We start from the raw sequence: 17,448 nt of genomic DNA, 5'->3' as shown, positions 1-17,448 counted from the left end.
CCGGTCAGGCCCCGCTTCAGGGTTTTTCGCCCTGGGCGTTGGCCTTCTGGGCCAGGCGGTGTTCAAGATAATGGATGCTGGTGCCGCCTTCCACGAAGTTGGCGTCGAGCATCAGTTCGCGGTGCAGGGGCACGTTGGTCAGGATGCCGTCCACCACCATTTCCGACAGCGCGATGCGCATGCGGGCGATGGCCTGGTCACGCGTGGCGCCGTACGTGATGATCTTGCCGATCATCGAGTCGTAGTTGGGCGGCACGAAGTAGCCATCATACGCGTGCGAGTCCACGCGGACACCGGGGCCGCCGGGCATGTGCCAGGCGGTGATGCGGCCCGGCGACGGCGTGAACTTGAACGGGTCCTCGGCGTTGATCCGGCATTCGATCGCGTGGCCGCGCAGTTCCACGTCCTTCTGGCGGTAGCGCAGCTTCTCGCCGTAGGCGATGCGGATCTGTTCCTGCACGATGTCGATGCCCGTGATCATCTCGGTGACCGGGTGCTCGACCTGCACGCGCGTGTTCATCTCGATGAAGTAGAACTCGTTGTTCTCGTACAGGAATTCGAACGTGCCGGCGCCACGGTAGCCGATCTTCTTGCAGGCCTCGGCGCAGCGATCGCCGATACGCTCGATCAGGCGGCGCGGAATGTGCGGCGCCGGCGCTTCCTCGATCACCTTCTGGTGGCGGCGCTGCATCGAGCAGTCCCGTTCGCCCAGCCAGATGGCCTGCTTGTGCTGGTCGGCCAGGATCTGGATTTCCACATGACGCGGGTTCTCGAGGAACTTCTCCATGTAGACCTCGGGGTTGCCGAAGGCACGGCCCGCTTCCTCGCGCGTCATGTTGACGGCGTTGATCAGCGCGGCCTCGGTATGCACCACGCGCATGCCACGGCCGCCACCACCGCCGGCTGCCTTGATGATCACCGGATAGCCCACGCGGCGCGCGGTGGCCAGGATTTCCTTGGGATCGTCGGGCAGGGCGCCTTCCGAGCCCGGCACGCACGGCACGCCGGACTTGATCATCGCCTGCTTGGCCGACACCTTGTCGCCCATCAGGCGGATGCTGTCGGACGTCGGGCCGATGAACACGAAGCCGGACTTCTCCACGCGCTCGGCAAAGTCGGCGTTTTCCGACAGGAAGCCGTAGCCCGGGTGGATGGCCTGGGCGTCGGTGACTTCGGCGGCCGAGATGATGGCCGGCATGTTCAGGTACGACAGCGGCGACGGGGCCGGGCCGATACAGACGGCTTCGTCGGCCAGCTTGACGTACTTGGCTTCCTTGTCGGCTTCCGAGTACACCACCACGGTCTTGATGCCCAGCTCGCGGCAGGCGCGCTGGATGCGAAGGGCGATTTCGCCGCGGTTCGCGATCAGAATTTTTTCAAACATGGTCTCTCTCTGCGAGAACAGGGGCGGGCCCGCGCACGCCAGGGTGGCGCACCGGGCCAACGCATGCGGCAGGGGCCTTTCGGGGCCCGCCTGCCGCGTCAGCCGGCTGACGGCTTAGCCGATCACGAACAGCGGCTGGCCGTATTCCACAGCCTGGCCGTTTTCGACGAGGATTTCCTTGATCACGCCAGCCTTGTCGCACTCGATCTCGTTGAGCAGCTTCATGGCTTCGATGATGCAGACGGTCTGGCCTTCCTTGACGGTATCGCCCACGTTCACGAACGGCGCGGCGCCCGGCGACGGTGCGCGGTAGAACGTGCCAACCATCGGCGACGTCACCACGTGGCCGGCCGGCAGTTGCGGGGCCGCCTCAGCAGCGGCGGCCGGGGCGGCAGCGCCCGCCACGGGGGCGGTGGCGCCGGCGGCGGGCGGCAGGGCCTGGAACTGGGGCATGGCAACCGGCGCCAGCACCTGCGGCGGTTGCTTGACGATGCGAACCTTGCCGTCGCCCTCGGTCACTTCGAGCTCCGAAATGCCGGATTCGGCCACCAGGTCGATCAGCGTCTTCAGCTTGCGCAGGTCCATCTTCTTATCCTCCAGAATCGGGTTGTCCGGTCACCTTCATGTCAGGGAAGGGGACGGCGGCGGTCAGTCATTATTGATTTGGCCTGCCACGCAAGCGTGCCAGGCCGCGGTTTTCTCGCGTTTGCAGAGGCGGTGCGGGTGCTAGCTGTCCTGTTCCTGCGCCAGCGCGTATTCCAGCGCCAGCAGGTATCCCTGCCAGCCCAGGCCGCAGATCACCCCGATCGCCTGATCGGAAAAATACGAGTGATGGCGGAACGGCTCGCGGTGGTGCACGTTGGACAGGTGAACCTCGACAAATGGGATTGCCACGCCAGCCAGCGCATCGCGCAGCGCCACGCTGGTATGCGTGAAGGCCGCGGGATTGATGATGACGAGATCTACCCCTTCGCCGCGCGCGGCATGAACGCGATCTACCAGGGCGCCCTCATGATTGGACTGGAACGTGTCCAGCCCGATGCCTGCGGACGCCGCGCGTTTTGCCAGCGCATCGTTGATGTCGGCCAGCGTGGTATGTCCGTAGGTCTGCGGCTCGCGCGTACCGAGCAAATTGAGGTTCGGACCATGCAGAACCAGCACTTTGCGGTAGCGGGCGGAGCGGCTGACGGTAGGGGTGTTAGACACGGCGGCTCGACCAGTTCAACGAAATTGCGCGGAGATTACCGTAGCTTAGAGGGATTTGTCTAGCACGGGATACAAGCCGCCATGTCGCCTTTAAGACATTTCCGGCGTGCAAAGCGCCGTTTCAGGCGCAAAACCGGCTTCGATGGGGGTTTGCCCGCAGGTTGGCAGCCAGTTCGGTGCGCGTTTGGAGAAGATCGACGCAGATCCCTGCTACTTGGCATGCGCGCCGTGCCGACCGCCTCAGGCGCCGGGGAGCGCCTTGCGCAGTTCGTCGGCATGGACACGGCCCATCTTGCGGTACTTCACAGTGCCTTCGGGGGTAATGATCACCGTGTAGGGCAGGCCGCCTTGTGCATTGCCAAAGCTCTTGGCGAGTTCGGTCCCAGTGAAGCCGGCCACGGCCAGCGGATAATTCACTGGCACTTTTTTGAGAAATTCCTGAATGTTGCTGGCGGAATCGATGCCGATGCCGATAAATTCGACGTTGCGCTGCGCATATTCGCCATGCAGCGCGGTCAGCTCGGGCATTTCTTCGACGCAAGGCCCGCACCAGGGCGCCCAGAAGTTGACGACCAGCGTCTTGCCCCGAAACTTCGACAGATCCAGCTCGGTGCCTGACGGATCGGGCATTTTGGCCTGGAACAGCGATTCCACGGCCTGGTCGGACGCCTGTTTGGGGGCCAGTGCAAAGTTGGCCACCAGGACACCGGCGGCCGCGGCCACGATGGCCACGACGATCCAGATGAGCAGGGATGAGCGGGGAGCGGGTGTGGAACCGGGCGTCGATGCAGTCATGGTGGGTGACGTTGATGGCAGTTCTATATAGATAGGGCGATCAGGCCCGTACGGACCCGAGCGGGAATCAATGGTCGCGGGCCTCGCCGAGCAATGTGCGGACGGCGTTGGCGTCGGCGCGGACCGCGCGGCCGCTGGCGTCGGCGCGCGCCGCGCCGCGCTCGTCGTCGGCATCATACAGCGCGATATGGATGCCCACCGGGGCGCCCAGCGTGGCCCGCACCTCGCCGGCCAGCTGGCGCGCTTCGCGCAGGGCCGGCCACTGGCCGCGCCACAGGAAGCTCAGGGTCTCCACATCGGCCCGCCCGGCGAAGTGCCGGCTCTCGCTGGTCTCGAAATCGACCCCGGCGTTGAGCAGGTGCAGCGCCACGTCCTTGGGGCTGTCGCAGAAGCACTGTATATAGACGTCGGAATGCTCGGTGGCCGTGCCGTTGAGCACGGCGCCCACCAGATAGGGCCGGAACGGGGCCAGGTCGCCCATGGCCAGCAGCGCCAGCTGCCGCAGCAGGGCCAGGATGCGTGGCTGCTCCTCGCTGTGGAACAGCGCCTGGTAGGCCCTCACCTCCTCCTCGATCATGTCGTTGTCGGGCAGCCATTCGCCGGCCACGCGCAAGTCGCCAAGCAACTGGCGCGCGGCCTTGCGCTTGGCGGTGGCGTAATCGGCGCCATCTTCGGCGATCATGCGCGCGGCGGCCTGGGCGATTTCCTCGCGCAGGCGGCCGGGGTCGGAGGGGGTACGTCTGGACATGGTGTCGATGATACCCGCATGGCTGGACAACGAAGTCCGCGGCACGGTGGCGCAGCCCGGGGAACCTGCCGCATGCAGGTACAATCAGAGCCTTCTTTCCAGTGCCGTGCGGCCCGGCCGCCACGGCCCCACGCATTCCCGAAGCTCCCATGCATATTCATATCCTTGGCATCTGCGGTACGTTCATGGGCGGCCTTGCGGTCCTGGCGCGCCAGGCGGGTCACCGCGTGACCGGCTGCGACGCCAACGTCTATCCGCCGATGAGCACCCAGCTCGAAGCCCAGGGCATCGACCTGATCGAAGGATTCGATCCGGAGCAACTGTCGCTGAACCCCGACCTGTACGTGATCGGCAACGTGGTGTCGCGCGGCAACCCGCTGATGGAAGCCATCCTGGACCGCAACCTGCCGTACGTGTCGGGCCCGCAATGGCTGGGCGAACACGTGCTGAACGGCAAGTGGACGCTGGCCGTAGCCGGCACGCATGGCAAGACCACCACCACGTCGATGCTGTCCTGGCTGCTCGAGGATGCCGGCTACAACCCCGGTTTCCTGGTGGGCGGCGTGCCGCAGAACTTCGGCATCTCGGCCCGGCTGACGGAATCGGACTTCTTTGTCATCGAAGCCGACGAATACGACACTGCCTTCTTCGACAAGCGCAGCAAGTTCGTCCACTACCGCCCGCGCACGGCCATCCTGAACAACCTGGAATACGATCACGCCGACATCTTCCCCGATCTCGCGGCGATCGAGACGCAATTCCACCATCTGGTGCGTACGGTGCCGGGTCAGGGCCGCCTGGTCGTCAACGGCAACGAGCCGGCGCTGGCCCGCGTGCTGGAGCGCGGCTGCTGGAGCGAGGTGGAACAGTTCGGCATGGGCGACTGGCGCGAGGGCGATGCCCGCACGCCTGCGCCGGCCGGCAAGGACGCCTTCGACGTGTACTTCCGCGAGGTACTGCAAGGCACGGTCGTCTGGGATCTGCAAGGCACGCACAACCGCATGAACGCGATTGCCGCGATTGCCGCCGCGCGCCACGTGGGCGTGCCGCCGGCCCAGGCCATCGAGTCGCTGGGCCGCTTTGCCAACGTCAAGCGCCGCATGGAAGTGCGGGGCGTGGCCAACGACGTAACGGTCTATGACGATTTCGCGCATCACCCCACCGCCATCCAGACCACGCTGGACGGCCTGCGCCGCCGTGTGGGCAACGCCCGCATCCTGGCCGTGCTCGAACCGCGTTCCAACACGATGAAGCTGGGCGTGATGGCGGCCCAGCTGCCAGCCAGCCTGCAAGCCGCCGACCTGGTGTTCGGCTACGGCGCGCCGGCTGGCAAGGACGCCCTGGGCTGGAACCTGGGCGAGGCCCTGGCGCCGCTGGGCGACCGGGCCGCAGCCTTCGACGACCTGGGCGCGCTGGTCGCGGCGGTAACCGCCGCCGCGCGGCCCGGCGACCAGGTGCTGGTGATGAGCAACGGCGGTTTCGGCGGCGTCCACCAGAAACTGCTCGACGCCATCAAGGCCCGCGCCTGACCACGGCAGGACATCACATGCTGCTGTACCTGCACGGTTTCCGGTCCTCGCCCCAGTCGATGAAGTCGCGGCTGGTGCAGGACCGGATGCGCGCCTGGGGCCTGGAGAAGTATTTCGCCTGCCCGATGCTCAACGTGTCGCCGTCCGAGGCGATCGCTCAGGCCGAGGCCGCCATCCGTGGCGCCCGCGCGGGCGGCGAGACCGATATCGCCATCGTCGGGTCGTCGCTCGGCGGCTTCTACGCGCGGTGGCTGGCCGAAAAGCATGGCTGCCGCGCCGTGCTGCTGAATCCGGCGATCCATCCATGGACCGATGTGGAGAAATACCTGGGCGAGCAGCCGCTGTATCACGGCGGCGGCTCGGTCGTGGTGCGGCCCGAACATCTGCAGGAACTGCTGGCGCTGCGCGTGGACACCATCACGCGTCCCGAACGCTACTACCTGCTGGCCACCACCGGGGACGAGGTGCTGGACTATCGCGAGATGGTCGCGGCCTGCCCGGGCGCCCATATCCGCATCATCGAAGGCAGCGATCACGGCATCAGCGAATTCGGCGACTACGTCGACGACGTACTGGCCTTCTGCGGCTATGCGCCGGGCGGAAAACGCAAGGTATGACGGGCGCGAGCGGCCTCAAGGGCCTGCGCGCCGCCTGGCACGCCCATCTGCCGCATGACGCGGCGATTCCGCTGAACCAGCGCCGCTGGATTGCCGGCGAGGGGTCGCTGACCGCCCGTTTGATGTCGGCATCGTCGCGCTTCCGCGTGCAACGGCTGGCGCAGGCGCCCCGATTGCCGTTTGCCGACGAATGGCAGGCGCTGGGCCTGATGCGCCCGGTACCGGCCATCACGCGCGAAGTGCTGCTCATCTGCGACGAAGTGCCGGCGGTCTTCGCCCACACCATCGTCGATCCATACCGGGCGCGCCGCGACTGGCCGTTCCTGCGCGGGCTGGGCAACCGCCCGTTGGGCGGCGCGCTGTTCGTGGACCCGCGCGTGCGGCGCGAGCCGTTCCAGTTCGCGCGGCTATCGATCCACCACCCGCTGCGCCAGGCGCTGCAGCGGGTATTGCCGGCGTTTGCGTCGGTACCGATGCTGCCCGCGCGGCGCTCGGTATTCCGGCGCGGCGGCGGCGCCATGCTCGTGACAGAGGTCTTTCTGCCAGACCTGCTGGCGCGGGCGGCGCCTGCCAACATTGGCGCGGGCGGCACCAGACTGCCCCGCCGTATCGACACACACAGCAAGGAAGAGAGACAAGCATCATGAAACTGGAAGGACGGGTCGCCATCATCACCGGCGCAGCTGCCGGTATCGGGTTTGCCACGGCGGAGCGATTTGCCGCCGAGGGCGCGAAGCTGGTGCTTTGCGATGTGAACGAAGCGCGCGTGCGCGAGGCCGCCGACCGCCTGGCCGCCACGGGCGCCAGCGTCGATGCGCACAAGATCGACGTGACCAGCCGCGACCAGGTGGATGGCGTGGTCGCCGCCACGCTGGCGCGCCATGGCCGCATCGACATCCTGGTCAACAACGCCGGCATCACCAAGGACGCGCGGCTGGCCAAAATGACCGAGGCGCAGTTCGACGCCGTGATCGACGTCAACCTGAAGGGCGTGTTCCATTGCGCCCAGGCCGTGGCCGCCGTGATGACCGAGCAGGGCAAGGGGGTGATCCTGAACGCGTCGAGCGTGGTCGGCCTGTACGGCAATTTCGGCCAGACCAACTACGCGGCCAGCAAGTTCGGCGTGATCGGCTTCACCAAGACCTGGGCGCGCGAACTGGGCCCGAAGGGCGTGCGCGTGAACGCGGTGTGCCCCGGTTTCGTCAACACCGAGATCCTGCAGAGCGTGCCGGAAAAGGTGCTCGATGGCATGAAGGAACACTGCTGGATGCGGCGCCTGGCCGAGCCGGCGGAGATCGCCGCCATCTACGCGTTCCTGGCCAGCGACGACGCCAGCTACGTGAACGGCACGACGATCGAGGCCAGCGGCGGCATGTCGCTCTGACCCGCAAGGCCCCGGCCAGTCGTTTCTGACCCAGGGTGTGCCGCCGTTGCCGCAAGGCGGGGTGCGGTATCATCCCGGGTCGTATACCCGTCCGGACAGGCCGTGTTTTGCGCGTTGCAGCGCACATCGCGCGCCCCTGTCCCGGCACTTCTGAAAGTACCGATCCATGCAGTTGCTGTTCGAAGAAGGCGGCGAGATTCGCGCCGGCACCGTGCTCGCCCAACAGGGCGAGGCCTACCAGGTCGAGCTGCCTGCGGGCAAGCGCACCAAGGTCAAGGCCAAGGACGTGCTGCTGCAGTTTGCCCAGCCAACGGCGATCGAAATGGTGCGGCAAACTGGCGAACTGACCGCCGAGATCGATCTCGACTTCCTCTGGGAATGCGCGCCGGCCGAGGAATTCGGCTTCGGCGAGCTGGCTGCCGAGTACTACGGTGCCGATGCCGGCGCCGTGCAGCAGGCCGCGCTGGCCATGGCGCTGCATGGCAATCCGGTCTATTTCCGCCGCAAGGGCCGCGGCCGCTACATGCGCGCCCCGGAAGACCAGCTCAAGGCCGCGCTGGCCGCGGTGGAGCGCAAGAAGCAGCAACTGCTGGTGCAGGCCGAGTACGAGGAACAGCTCAAGGCGCGCAAGCTGCCCGATGCATTCCTCGGCAAGGTGCTGCAGCTGCTGTTCAAGCCGGACAAGAACAGCCTCGAATTCAAGGCCATGGATGCCGCCTGCACCGCGCTGGGCATGACGCCGATGCGGCTGATGGTGGCGGTGGGCGGCGTGGAAAGCCCGCGCGCGCTGCACGAGGCCAAGTTCCTGGCCGACTGCTTCCCGAAAGGGACCGGCTTCCCCGACGTGGACGTGCCCGATCCGGCCGGCGACCTGCCCGTGGCCGACGTCCAGGCATTCTCGATCGACGATGTCACGACGACGGAAATCGACGATGCGCTGTCGGTGACGCGCATGCCCGACGGCAAGCTGCGGGTGGGCATCCACATCGCGGCGCCGGCGCTGGGTTTCAGGCGCGGCGAGCCGCTCGACGCCATCGCGCGCCAGCGGCTGTCCACCGTGTATTTCCCGGGCGACAAGATCACGATGCTGCCCGACAGCGTGGTGGACAAATACACGCTGCAGGAAGGCCGCACCTGTCCGGCCGTGTCGCTCTATGTGACGGTGGACATGGACGGCATCGATGGCGTGACCATCCTTGGCAGCGAGACGCGTGCCGAACTGGTGCCGATTGCCGCCAACCTGCGTCACAACCTGCTGGAAGATCTGGTGACCGAGCAGGCACTGGCGGCCGGCACGGGCGACTACCCGTTCCGCGAGGCGCTGACCGAGCTGTTCCGGCTGGCCAATCACCTGCATGACGAGCGCCAGAAGGCGCGTCTGGCCAGCGGCCTGCGTCCGGAAACGCACAACCGCGCGGACTTCAATTTCTATATCGATCCCCTGCCGAACGGCGGCGAGCGGGTGCGCATCGAGCAGCGCCGCCGCGGGTCGCCGCTGGACAAGATCGTCGCCGAGCTGATGATCCTGGCCAACAGCACGTGGGGCAAGCTGCTGGCCGATCACGGCGTGCCGGGCATCTATCGCACGCAGAAGGCCTGGGGCATGCACCGCACGCGCATGCAGACCTATCCGGCGCCGCACGAGGGCCTGGGCGTGGCGCAGTACGCGTGGAGCACCTCGCCGCTGCGGCGCTATGTTGACCTGGTCAACCAGTGGCAGATCCTGGCGGTGGCCCAGCATGGCGTCACAGCCAAGCTGGTGGCGCCGTTCAAGCCCAAGGACGCCGACCTGCTGGCGGCCGTGGCCGATTTCGAAGGCACCTATGCCGCCTATGCCGACCACCAGTCGACCATGGAACGCTACTGGTGCCTGCGCTGGCTGGCCCAGGAGGGCCGCGACAAGCTGATGGCCACCGTGCTCAAGGACGGCGCGGTGCGCTTCACCGAGATTCCGCTGGTGACGCGCGTGCCGGAACTGGCGCAGGCCAACCGCGGCACCCAGGTGCTGCTGGAAATCGCGTCGACCGACGAGATTTCGCTCGATGTGTCGTGCCGCGTGCTGGAAATCTTCGCCGGTGAGGGCGAGGTGCCCGAGGAAGAGCTCGAAGGCGACAGCGACGACGGCGACGACGACCTGGCCGAGGTTTCCGCCGAGGCCGCGGCCGAAGCGGCTGCCGAGGATGCCTCGGAAGCCGCAGCGGAGGAGGGCGCCAGTCCGGCGGCCGGCCAGGATGGCGACGATGCGTCGGCGCCACGCGACACCGGCACCAACCCCCCCGCCTGAGTCCTTCGGTAAACGGGGCGGCTCCCGTACAATCGGAGTCGGTTCCGGCCCCCCTCCGCCGTGGGGTGGCCGGCTTTCGAGCGAGCCCCCATTCCGACCGCCCAGGTTCCTGACCCATCGTGAACGCCGTTCTCCCTGCTCCCCGCCACGTGCACCTGCGCGACCGGTGGCAATCCAGCAACACGCTGGTCAAGGCGCTTGTCGTGTCCGTGGCCATCCACGCGGTGCTGCTGATGGTGCGGATCGCCGCGCCGGAGGTGTTCGAGATCAAGCGTTCCGATCCGCAGCTGGACGTGGTGCTGGTGAACGCGAAGTCTGCCGAGAAGCCCCGCAACCCGACCGTGCTGGCGCAGGCCAACCTCGACGGCGGCGGCGACCACGACGCCCAGCGTGCCACCACGCCGCTGCCGGCGCAGACCGAATCGAAGGAAGGCGACCTCATCAGGCTCACGCAGCGCCGGCTCCAGGAGCTTGAAGAAGAGCAGCGCCGCCTGATGACGCAGGCCCGGGTGGCCGCGCCGTCCGTGCGCAGCCAGCCGGTGAAGCCGGGCGAGCAGCGCACCGATACCCCGACGCGCGGGCAGGACGACCGCACGTCCACCGACGAGATGGCCAAGCTCGAAGCCGAGATCGGCCGCAACCTGGAGCACTACGCCAAGCGGCCCAAGCGCATGCAGCTGACGGCCACCAGTGCGCAGGGGGTGGACTATGCCCAGTATTACGACCGCCTGCGCCGCAAGATCGAGGCGCGCGGCACGAGCGACTTCCCGCAGAAGAACGGCAAGCCGCTCTATGGCCAGCTGATCCTGGTGCTCAACGTGAACCGCCAGGGCAAGCTGGGCTACAACCGCGACGGCTACAACGTCGAGGCGATCGACGTGGCCAAGAGCTCGGGTGACCCCGCGCTCGACCGCCAGGCCGTGGCCATTGTCCGTGCCGCTGCACCGTTCGGCGCCTTCACGCCCGAGATGCAGGCGAAGCAGGACATCCTCGAAGTCATTTCCACTTTCAAGTTCACGCGCAGCGGGCTCGACGTCCGCCTGCAAGGACGCTGATGACCGCAGAACAGCAATCCGCCGACCGCTATGTCGTGGTGGGCAATCCCGTATCGCACAGCCGCTCGCCGGCCATCCATGCCGCGTTTTCGCGCCAGACCGGCGAAGCCGTCCAGTACGATCGCCTGGAGGCGCCGCTCGACGCATTTGCCGACACCGTGCGCAAGTTCCTGGCCGACGGCGGCCATGGCTTGAACGTGACCACGCCTTTCAAGCTCGAGGCCTATGACCTGGCGGATCGCCTGACCCCCCGCGCGGAAGCCGCCGGCGCGGTCAACACGATGTGGATCGAGGACGGGCTGATCCACGGCGACAACACCGACGGCGTGGGCCTGGTGCGCGACATCCAGGACAACCTCGACGTGTTGCTGGAAGACAAGCGCATCCTGGTGCTGGGCGCCGGGGGCGCGGCCATGGGCGCGCTGCTGCCGCTGATCGAATGCCGCCCTGCGCGGATCGTGGTGGCCAACCGCACGGCGCAAAAGGCCAGCGACGTGGTCGAGCAGTTCGTGGAAGCCGCCGACCAGTACGGCGTGGAACTGTGGGCTGGGGGTCTGGACGCGCTGAGCGCGCTGTCCGAGGACGAAGCCTGCGACGTGGTCATCAACGCATCGGCCAGCAGCCTGCAGGGCGAACTGCCGCCGGTGCCGGAATACCTGCTGGGCGAAGGCGTGCTGGCCTACGACATGATGTACGGCGCCAGGCCGACCGTGTTCCTGGCCTATGCGGCCAAATGCGGCGCCCGCACGTCGGACGGCCTGGGCATGCTGGTGGAGCAGGCCGCCGAGGCGTTCTACAACTGGCGCGGCGTGCGTCCGAACACCGCCCCGGTCCTGGCCGAGCTGCGCGCCGCGCTGCAGGCCGAAGCGACCCGCTGATCCACGCGCGGAGCCGACTTGGCACGCCAGCGAAGCGGCGCCGCACGCGCACCGTCCCGGGCATCGGGCGCGGCCAATCCGCTGCGCTGGGTGGGCTATCTGGGCGAGTGCCTGATCCTTGGCGTGCTGGCGCTGCAGTTGTACTTCTTCCTGCAGATTGCCGCCTGGCAATACCTGAATCCGTCATCCACGTCGTTCATGCGCGCCGAAGGCTGGCGCCTGTGCGGCTTCAACTTCTGGAGCTGCTCGATCGACCACAAGTGGGTGGGCTATGACCAGATGTCGCGCAATCTCAAGCGGGCAGTGATTGCCAGCGAGGATGCCGACTTCGTCAACCATCCGGGCTACGAACTCGACGCGATGCTGGACGCCTGGGAGCGCAACAAGAAGCGCGGCCATATCGAACGTGGCGGTTCTACGATTACTCAGCAGCTGGCCAAGAACCTGTTCCTGTCTTCGGAGCAATACTACGTGCGCAAGGGCCAGGAGCTGGCCATCACGTGGATGCTCGAATTCTGGCTCGACAAGCAGCGGATCTTCGAGATCTACCTGAACTCGGTGGAGTGGGGCGAGGGGGTGTTCGGCATCGAGGCGGCCGCGCAGCACTACTTCCACACCTCGGCCGCGAAGCTGACCGTGGGCCAGGCCGCACGGCTGGCCGCGGCACTGCCGGCGCCGAAGTGCTTCGACAAGAAGGAATACTGCGCCAACGTGCGCGTGAACTTCCGCGTCAAGGCATCGATCATCGCCCGCCGCATGGGCGCGGCGACGCTGCCGGATTGAACTCTTTTGCTCCCCTCTCCCATGGAATGGGAGAGGGGCGGGGGAGAGGGCCTTGCCGTTGAACTGCGACTTGTCGGCAAGCAGAACCGCCCAGCCCTCTCCCCCCAACCCCTATCCCGCACGCGGGAGAGGGGAGCAAACACGGCCGTCAGCTCAACCAGCCCTTGCGCTTGAAATACACCAGCGGAATGGCCGCCGACACGGCCATCAGCGCGATGGCCCACGGGTAGCCGATGGCCCAGTCCAGTTCCGGCATCAGCTTGAAGTTCATGCCGTAGATGCTGGCGATCAGCGTGGGCGGCATCAGCGCCACCGACACCACCGAGAACAGCTTGATGATCTTGTTCTGGTTGATGTTGATGAAACCGACCGTGGCGTCCATCAGGAAGTTGATCTTGTCGAACAGGAACGCGGTGTGGTTCTCGATCGAATCGATGTCGCGCAGGATCTGGCGCGCCTCGTCCTGCTGCTCGGCCGACAATAGCTGGCTGCGCATCAGGAACGACACCGCCCGGCGCGTGTCCATGACGTTGCGGCGGATGCGGCCGTTCAAGTCTTCCTCGCGGGCGATGGTCTCCAGCACGTCGGCGGCGGCGGCATCGGTCACGTTCTCGGCCAGCACGCGGCGGCTGGCTTCTTCGAGCCGCTCGTAGATTTCCTCGATCGAATCGGCCGAATACTCGGCGTCGGTCGCGTAGAGGTCCATCAGCACGTCCTTGGCGTTGCGCACCGATCCGGGCCGCATCCGGGCGCGCAGCCGTACCAGGCGGAACACGGGCAGGTCTTCGTCGTGGATCGAGAACAGGACGTCGCGCGTGAGCACGAACGCCACGCGCACGTTGCGCGACGCCTCGTCTTCCGCCAGCAGGAAGTCGGTGCGGATATGGATGTTCTCGTCCTCGCCCTCGAAATAACGCGCCGATGCCTCAAGGTCACCGAGGTCTTCGAGTTCCGGCAGGACTACGCCGTAGGCTTCCTTGATCCACGCCAGCTCCTCGTCGTCGGGGCTGACCACGTCGATCCAGATGGGCTTGTGCTGCAGCAGCTCATTGCGCTCGTCGACCTGCTCCTGGGCGAGCCGACCTTTCTGCAGGACGAACAGATTGATCATCCCTTGGATTCCTTGTTACTGATTGCGCGTTTGTCCGGAAACAGGCGCAGGCAAGGCATCGCCAGCAAAGCGACCATGGGGCGGCCGGCAAGCGTGATCGCGCTGCTTGCGGACGGCGGATGCCGGTCCGTTGCAAGGCGATGACGTTTGCCTGTTGCCTGTATCTGGCTGGCAAGCCGGGGGGAGGGGGAAGATCCGCAGCGCGCGGCGGCCGGCAGGCGGCCGCAGGAGAAACGGAAAGACACACTCACCCGCAGGTGTCTGCGGGCAAGTACGGCGACGAGCAGGGCAATGGCCCCGCGCGGATCGGCGTTACGCAGCCCGCAGTGACATGGCATCCGGCGATGACGCGGCCTGGCCGCTACAACCCGAACACCCGATGCTACTGCCCACGTAGGTTCTCCGGGATTCTGATGGCCGCGAGTGTAATCCAACGCGGGGGGGCTTGTTAAGCGAAATCTCTGCGCCGGTGTTGCTCACAGGCGCCGCCGCAGCAGCGGGGCCAGCATCACGGACGACAGCGCCGCGAACATCAGCACGATGGCCGCGTAGTCCTGCCAGTGCGGCGTCTCGCCCAGCAGCCACATGCCCGAGAACACGCCCACCACGGGGATGAACATGATCGACAGGCTGGACACCACGGGCGGCAGGCTGCGCGCCAGCGCGAACCAGACCAGGTGGCAGTACGCGAAGACCACCACGGCGTTGTAGGCGATGGCGGCCCATTCGATGCCGGTCGGCATGCGCCAGCCGGTCTCGAACAGCAGCGATCCGACGGCCAGGAACGGCAGCGTGACGGCCAGCATCCAGAAGGTCAGCGCGCCGATCGGCACATCGGTCGGGGTGCGCTTCATCAGCTGGGTGCCGAAGCCCCAGCCGGCGGCCGCCACCAGCATCAGCAGCGTGCCGGCCGGGCTGCCGGTCAGCGCGGCGATCTCGCCCGACAGCAGCAGCACGGTGCCGGTCAGCGCGCAGGCGATGCCGATCCAGGCCGATAGCGCAATCCGCTCGCGGAAGACCAGCAGGCCCCAGACCACGGCCCAGATCGGCATGGTGTAGCCCAGGATGGCCGCCCGGCCCGACGACCGCATCTTCACCGCGCAGATGGCGAACAAATGCCAGATCACCATGTTCGGGATGGCCAGCCTGACCACCGTGGCCCAGGCCTGGCGCGGCACCTGCAGCGAATCGCCGCGCAGCTTCAGGGCCAAGCCCAGCGCCACCAGCCCGCCGGCCATGCACAGCAGCCGGAATCCCATGGCCGGGAAGTGGGCGACGCCGACCTTCATGATCGGCCAGTTCAGGCCCCAGGCGATGGTCAGGATGACGAGCAGGACGAGACCGCGGCGGTCGAGGTGCATGGCGCAGGAGGGGGCGGCGACCTGATGTGACGGGGTCGCTCTTTTTAAGCGGAAGCTCCAGACAATATCACGCCAGCAGGTAGAATGCCGCCCACGCCATATGTTGGGCCGCGGGATGCCTTGTTCGCCCCGCCGCGCCAACCGGCCGGCGCCCACCCGCGTTATGCTGTGAAGACTGTCGAACGCAGCCGGGCCGCCGGCTTCACCCGAATACCGAGCATCCCATGACCTTTACCGAGTTGCTGTCCAATGCCTGGCAGCGAAACGATTCCCTGCTGTGCGTCGGGCTCGATCCGGACCCGGCCAAGCTGCCGCTGTCGATGACCGGCACTGGCGGGGCGATCTTTTCGTTCTGTCGCGAAATCGTTGACGCCACGGCCGACCTGGTCTGCGCCTTCAAGCCGCAGATTGCCTATTTCCATTCGCAGCGCGCCGAAGACCAGCTCGAGCAGCTGATCGAGTACATCCACGACGCCCATCCCGGGATTCCGGTGATTCTCGACGCCAAGCGCGGCGACATCGGCTCGACGGCCGAGCATTACGCCATCGAGGCGTTTGATCGCTACAAGGCCGACGCGGTAACCGTCAGCCCGTACATGGGCTTCGATTCGATGTCGCCGTACCTGGCGCACCCCGGCCGTGGCGTGATCGTGCTGTGCCGCACGTCGAATCCGGGCGGTTCGGACGTGCAGTTCCTGCAGGTCGACGGCAAGCCGCTGTACCAGGTGGTGGCCGAAGCCGCCCGCGAACGCTGGAACACCAACGGCCAGATGGGCCTGGTGGTGGGCGCGACGTTCCCGAACGAAATCGCCAAGGTGCGCCAGATCGTGGGCGACATGCCGCTGCTGATTCCGGGCATCGGCGCCCAGGGCGGCGACATCGAGGCCACCGTGAAGGCGGGCCGCACGGCCGATGGCACCGGCATGATGATCAATTCGTCACGCGCCATCCTGTACGCCAGCCGCGAGAAGGATTTTGCCGCCGCCGCCCGCAACGTGGCGCTGCAGACGCGCGAGACAATCAACCGGTATCGCCACGGCTGACGCGTTGACGCATGATGGATGAGGTCGGCGGTTGCTCCCCTCTCCCGCATGGCGGGAGAGGGGAGAAAATCACGCCTTCGCTTTACCTATTCCTCGTTCCGGATCAGTTCGATCAGCCCGCGCATCGCGTGCTCGGCCGCCTGGCGGCGGATCTGGGCGCGGTCGCCCTTGAATCGCTGGGTCTCTGTGCGAGTGGTGATGCGGTTGCTCCAGCCGAAGCAGACCATGCCCACCGGCTTTTCAGGCGAGCCGCCGTTCGGCCCAGCCACGCCGGTGATCGACAGCGACACCTGTGCGCGGCTGTTCAGCAGCGCACCCTCGGCCATGGCATGGGCCACCTCCTCGCTGACCGCGCCGTGGTCGCGGATCAGTTTGGCGGGCACGCCGATCATGGTGGTCTTGGCTTCGTTCGAGTAGGTCACGAAGCCCCGCTCGAACCAGCCCGACGACCCTGACACATCGGTGATGGCCGCCGCCACCAGCCCGCCCGTGCAGGATTCGGCGGTGGCCAGCATGAGCGAACGTTCCGCAAGGACGGCTCCGGCCTGGATGGCAAGCTGGTCGAGCAGGCGGCTGACGGACATGGACGGTTCCCCGAGATCCTGATGCAGTGATGAAGAAGCGATGAAATGGCGCGGGCGCTCAGAACGAGCGCCACAGGGCGAAGACGAGCAGCGTATAGAACGCCGCGAACATATCGTCGAACATCACGCCGAACGCGCCGGTGAAACCGGGCCCCTTGAGCGTGCGGTCGTAGTACCGGATCGGTGCCGGCTTGACGATATCGAAGAAGCGGAACCACAGGAAGGCCGCGAACTGGCCCCAGAAGCCGGTGGGCATGACAAACACCAGCACCAGCCAGAAGGCGACGATCTCGTCCCAGACCATGCTGCCGTGGTCGTACACGCCCATGTCGCGCGCGGTACGCAGGCAGGCCCAGATGCCGACCAGGAATCCGCCGGCAATGATCCACAGCCACGTGTTCGGCTCGATCCACATCGAGATCACGACGTACGACAGCCAGCCATACAGCGTGCCGACCGTGCCCGGACTCACCGGCGACAGGCCGGAGCCAAAGCCCAGCGCAATCAGGCGGGCGGGATGGCCGAGCATGAAGCGGGCGGTCGGGCGCATGACCTTGGCGGTCTGGCCGGCGTCCAGCGTGACGGGCTCGGCAGGATTGGCGGGATCGCGCGGCGCGGCCCCGGGGGGATAGGCGGACATCAAGAACCTGGCTCGACTTTTCTAGTGATATATGGCGCGCAAGCGT

General features: G+C 66.7%; 18 protein-coding genes. 9 read left to right on the top strand and 9 right to left on the bottom strand.

What is annotated here, in order from left to right; translation table 11 throughout:
* Positions 1–16 precede the first annotated feature (16 nt).
* From accC to D9X30_RS01045, 5 genes are all read right to left on the bottom strand, one after another.
* Entirely contained in the window at positions 17–1,384 is a 1,368-nt protein-coding gene (gene accC / locus D9X30_RS01065; protein WP_153947242.1) for an acetyl-CoA carboxylase biotin carboxylase subunit, read from the bottom strand.
* 114 nt (positions 1,385–1,498) lie between these two features.
* Entirely contained in the window at positions 1,499–1,969 is a 471-nt protein-coding gene (accB, locus tag D9X30_RS01060; protein WP_153947243.1) for an acetyl-CoA carboxylase biotin carboxyl carrier protein, read from the bottom strand.
* A 141-nt stretch (positions 1,970–2,110) separates the two neighbouring features.
* Positions 2,111–2,590 (bottom strand): type II 3-dehydroquinate dehydratase, encoded by a 480-nt coding sequence (gene aroQ, locus D9X30_RS01055; protein WP_249640849.1) that lies wholly within the window; start codon positions 2,588–2,590, stop codon positions 2,111–2,113.
* 240 nt (positions 2,591–2,830) lie between these two features.
* Positions 2,831–3,385 (bottom strand): TlpA family protein disulfide reductase, encoded by a 555-nt coding sequence (locus D9X30_RS01050; protein WP_153947244.1) that lies wholly within the window; start codon positions 3,383–3,385, stop codon positions 2,831–2,833.
* A gap of 67 nt (positions 3,386–3,452) precedes the next feature.
* Entirely contained in the window at positions 3,453–4,133 is a 681-nt protein-coding gene (locus D9X30_RS01045) for a UDP-N-acetylmuramate--alanine ligase (RefSeq protein WP_153947245.1), read from the bottom strand.
* Positions 4,134–4,282: 149 nt separating this feature from the next.
* On the opposite strand from D9X30_RS01045, the gene mpl reads away from it, so the two are divergent.
* The 8 genes from mpl (at position 4,283) to mtgA (ending at position 12,663) form a co-directional block, all read left to right on the top strand.
* Positions 4,283–5,662: a UDP-N-acetylmuramate:L-alanyl-gamma-D-glutamyl-meso-diaminopimelate ligase gene (gene mpl / locus D9X30_RS01040; RefSeq protein WP_153947246.1), complete on the top strand. Its 1,380-nt coding sequence runs from the start codon at positions 4,283–4,285 to the stop codon at positions 5,660–5,662.
* Between the two features lie 17 nt (positions 5,663–5,679).
* A complete protein-coding gene (locus D9X30_RS01035; RefSeq protein WP_153947247.1) occupies positions 5,680–6,279 on the top strand; it encodes a YqiA/YcfP family alpha/beta fold hydrolase in 600 nt (199 codons plus the stop codon).
* Positions 6,276–6,926 (top strand): chorismate--pyruvate lyase family protein, encoded by a 651-nt coding sequence (locus D9X30_RS01030; protein WP_153947248.1) that lies wholly within the window; start codon positions 6,276–6,278, stop codon positions 6,924–6,926. The genes D9X30_RS01035 and D9X30_RS01030 overlap by 4 nt, the downstream gene beginning before the upstream one ends.
* Positions 6,923–7,663, top strand: a complete 741-nt coding sequence (gene fabG / locus D9X30_RS01025; RefSeq protein ID WP_153947249.1) for a 3-oxoacyl-ACP reductase FabG — start codon at positions 6,923–6,925, stop codon at positions 7,661–7,663. Before D9X30_RS01030 ends, fabG begins: the two co-directional genes overlap by 4 nt.
* Before the next feature lie 166 nt (positions 7,664–7,829).
* Positions 7,830–9,947, top strand: coding sequence for a ribonuclease catalytic domain-containing protein (locus D9X30_RS01020; protein WP_153947250.1), 2,118 nt, complete (start codon positions 7,830–7,832; stop codon positions 9,945–9,947).
* Between the two features lie 119 nt (positions 9,948–10,066).
* A complete protein-coding gene (locus tag D9X30_RS01015) occupies positions 10,067–11,002 on the top strand; it encodes an energy transducer TonB family protein (RefSeq protein ID WP_502799592.1) in 936 nt (311 codons plus the stop codon).
* Positions 11,002–11,880: a shikimate dehydrogenase gene (gene aroE, locus D9X30_RS01010; protein ID WP_153947251.1), complete on the top strand. Its 879-nt coding sequence runs from the start codon at positions 11,002–11,004 to the stop codon at positions 11,878–11,880. The genes D9X30_RS01015 and aroE overlap by 1 nt, the downstream gene beginning before the upstream one ends.
* Positions 11,881–11,961: 81 nt before the next feature.
* Positions 11,962–12,663, top strand: coding sequence for a monofunctional biosynthetic peptidoglycan transglycosylase (gene mtgA, locus D9X30_RS01005; protein ID WP_153947430.1), 702 nt, complete (start codon positions 11,962–11,964; stop codon positions 12,661–12,663).
* Between the two features lie 148 nt (positions 12,664–12,811).
* Here mtgA and corA read toward each other — a convergent pair whose 3' ends face one another.
* Positions 12,812–13,774 (bottom strand): magnesium/cobalt transporter CorA, encoded by a 963-nt coding sequence (gene corA, locus D9X30_RS01000; RefSeq protein WP_066732294.1) that lies wholly within the window; start codon positions 13,772–13,774, stop codon positions 12,812–12,814.
* 476 nt (positions 13,775–14,250) lie between these two features.
* Entirely contained in the window at positions 14,251–15,135 is an 885-nt protein-coding gene (locus D9X30_RS00995; RefSeq protein WP_153947252.1) for a DMT family transporter, read from the bottom strand.
* 224 nt (positions 15,136–15,359) lie between these two features.
* Between D9X30_RS00995 and pyrF the strand changes: the two genes are divergently transcribed.
* Positions 15,360–16,178, top strand: coding sequence for an orotidine-5'-phosphate decarboxylase (gene pyrF, locus D9X30_RS00990; protein WP_153947253.1), 819 nt, complete (start codon positions 15,360–15,362; stop codon positions 16,176–16,178).
* An 86-nt stretch (positions 16,179–16,264) separates the two neighbouring features.
* On the opposite strand, the gene D9X30_RS00985 is transcribed toward pyrF, so the two are convergent.
* Together D9X30_RS00985 and D9X30_RS00980 are read right to left on the bottom strand one after the other, a co-directional pair.
* On the bottom strand, positions 16,265–16,762 hold the full coding sequence (locus D9X30_RS00985) for a CinA family protein (protein ID WP_153947254.1): 498 nt from the start codon (positions 16,760–16,762) through the stop codon (positions 16,265–16,267).
* Positions 16,763–16,820: 58 nt separating this feature from the next.
* The gene (locus tag D9X30_RS00980) at positions 16,821–17,402 is read right to left on the bottom strand and encodes a phosphatidylglycerophosphatase A family protein (protein WP_153947255.1); all 582 of its coding nucleotides are present in this window, start codon (positions 17,400–17,402) and stop codon (positions 16,821–16,823) included.
* Positions 17,403–17,448: the final 46 nt, after the last annotated feature.

Origin of the sequence: Cupriavidus sp. U2 (assembly GCF_009663685.2) — a bacterium.
In the GTDB taxonomy this organism is placed as follows: domain Bacteria; phylum Pseudomonadota; class Gammaproteobacteria; order Burkholderiales; family Burkholderiaceae; genus Cupriavidus; species Cupriavidus necator_C.
Note: the sequence above shows the minus strand (reverse complement) of the source record. Positions and strands in the feature narration are given on the sequence as shown.

What these genes read in the sequence shown, in the direction of transcription:
- accC (WP_153947242.1), bottom strand. Translation starts at nt 1,384, where the DNA reads ATGTTTGAAAAAATTCTGATCGCGAACCGCGGCGAAATCGCCCTTCGC.
- accB (WP_153947243.1), bottom strand. Translation starts at nt 1,969, where the DNA reads ATGGACCTGCGCAAGCTGAAGACGCTGATCGACCTGGTGGCCGAATCC.
- D9X30_RS01050 (WP_153947244.1), bottom strand. Translation starts at nt 3,385, where the DNA reads ATGACTGCATCGACGCCCGGTTCCACACCCGCTCCCCGCTCATCCCTG.
- D9X30_RS01045 (WP_153947245.1), bottom strand. Translation starts at nt 4,133, where the DNA reads ATGTCCAGACGTACCCCCTCCGACCCCGGCCGCCTGCGCGAGGAAATC.
- mpl (WP_153947246.1), top strand. Translation starts at nt 4,283, where the DNA reads ATGCATATTCATATCCTTGGCATCTGCGGTACGTTCATGGGCGGCCTT.
- D9X30_RS01035 (WP_153947247.1), top strand. Translation starts at nt 5,680, where the DNA reads ATGCTGCTGTACCTGCACGGTTTCCGGTCCTCGCCCCAGTCGATGAAG.
- D9X30_RS01030 (WP_153947248.1), top strand. Translation starts at nt 6,276, where the DNA reads ATGACGGGCGCGAGCGGCCTCAAGGGCCTGCGCGCCGCCTGGCACGCC.
- fabG (WP_153947249.1), top strand. Translation starts at nt 6,923, where the DNA reads ATGAAACTGGAAGGACGGGTCGCCATCATCACCGGCGCAGCTGCCGGT.
- D9X30_RS01020 (WP_153947250.1), top strand. Translation starts at nt 7,830, where the DNA reads ATGCAGTTGCTGTTCGAAGAAGGCGGCGAGATTCGCGCCGGCACCGTG.
- aroE (WP_153947251.1), top strand. Translation starts at nt 11,002, where the DNA reads ATGACCGCAGAACAGCAATCCGCCGACCGCTATGTCGTGGTGGGCAAT.
- corA (WP_066732294.1), bottom strand. Translation starts at nt 13,774, where the DNA reads ATGATCAATCTGTTCGTCCTGCAGAAAGGTCGGCTCGCCCAGGAGCAG.
- D9X30_RS00995 (WP_153947252.1), bottom strand. Translation starts at nt 15,135, where the DNA reads ATGCACCTCGACCGCCGCGGTCTCGTCCTGCTCGTCATCCTGACCATC.
- pyrF (WP_153947253.1), top strand. Translation starts at nt 15,360, where the DNA reads ATGACCTTTACCGAGTTGCTGTCCAATGCCTGGCAGCGAAACGATTCC.
- D9X30_RS00985 (WP_153947254.1), bottom strand. Translation starts at nt 16,762, where the DNA reads ATGTCCGTCAGCCGCCTGCTCGACCAGCTTGCCATCCAGGCCGGAGCC.
- D9X30_RS00980 (WP_153947255.1), bottom strand. Translation starts at nt 17,402, where the DNA reads ATGTCCGCCTATCCCCCCGGGGCCGCGCCGCGCGATCCCGCCAATCCT.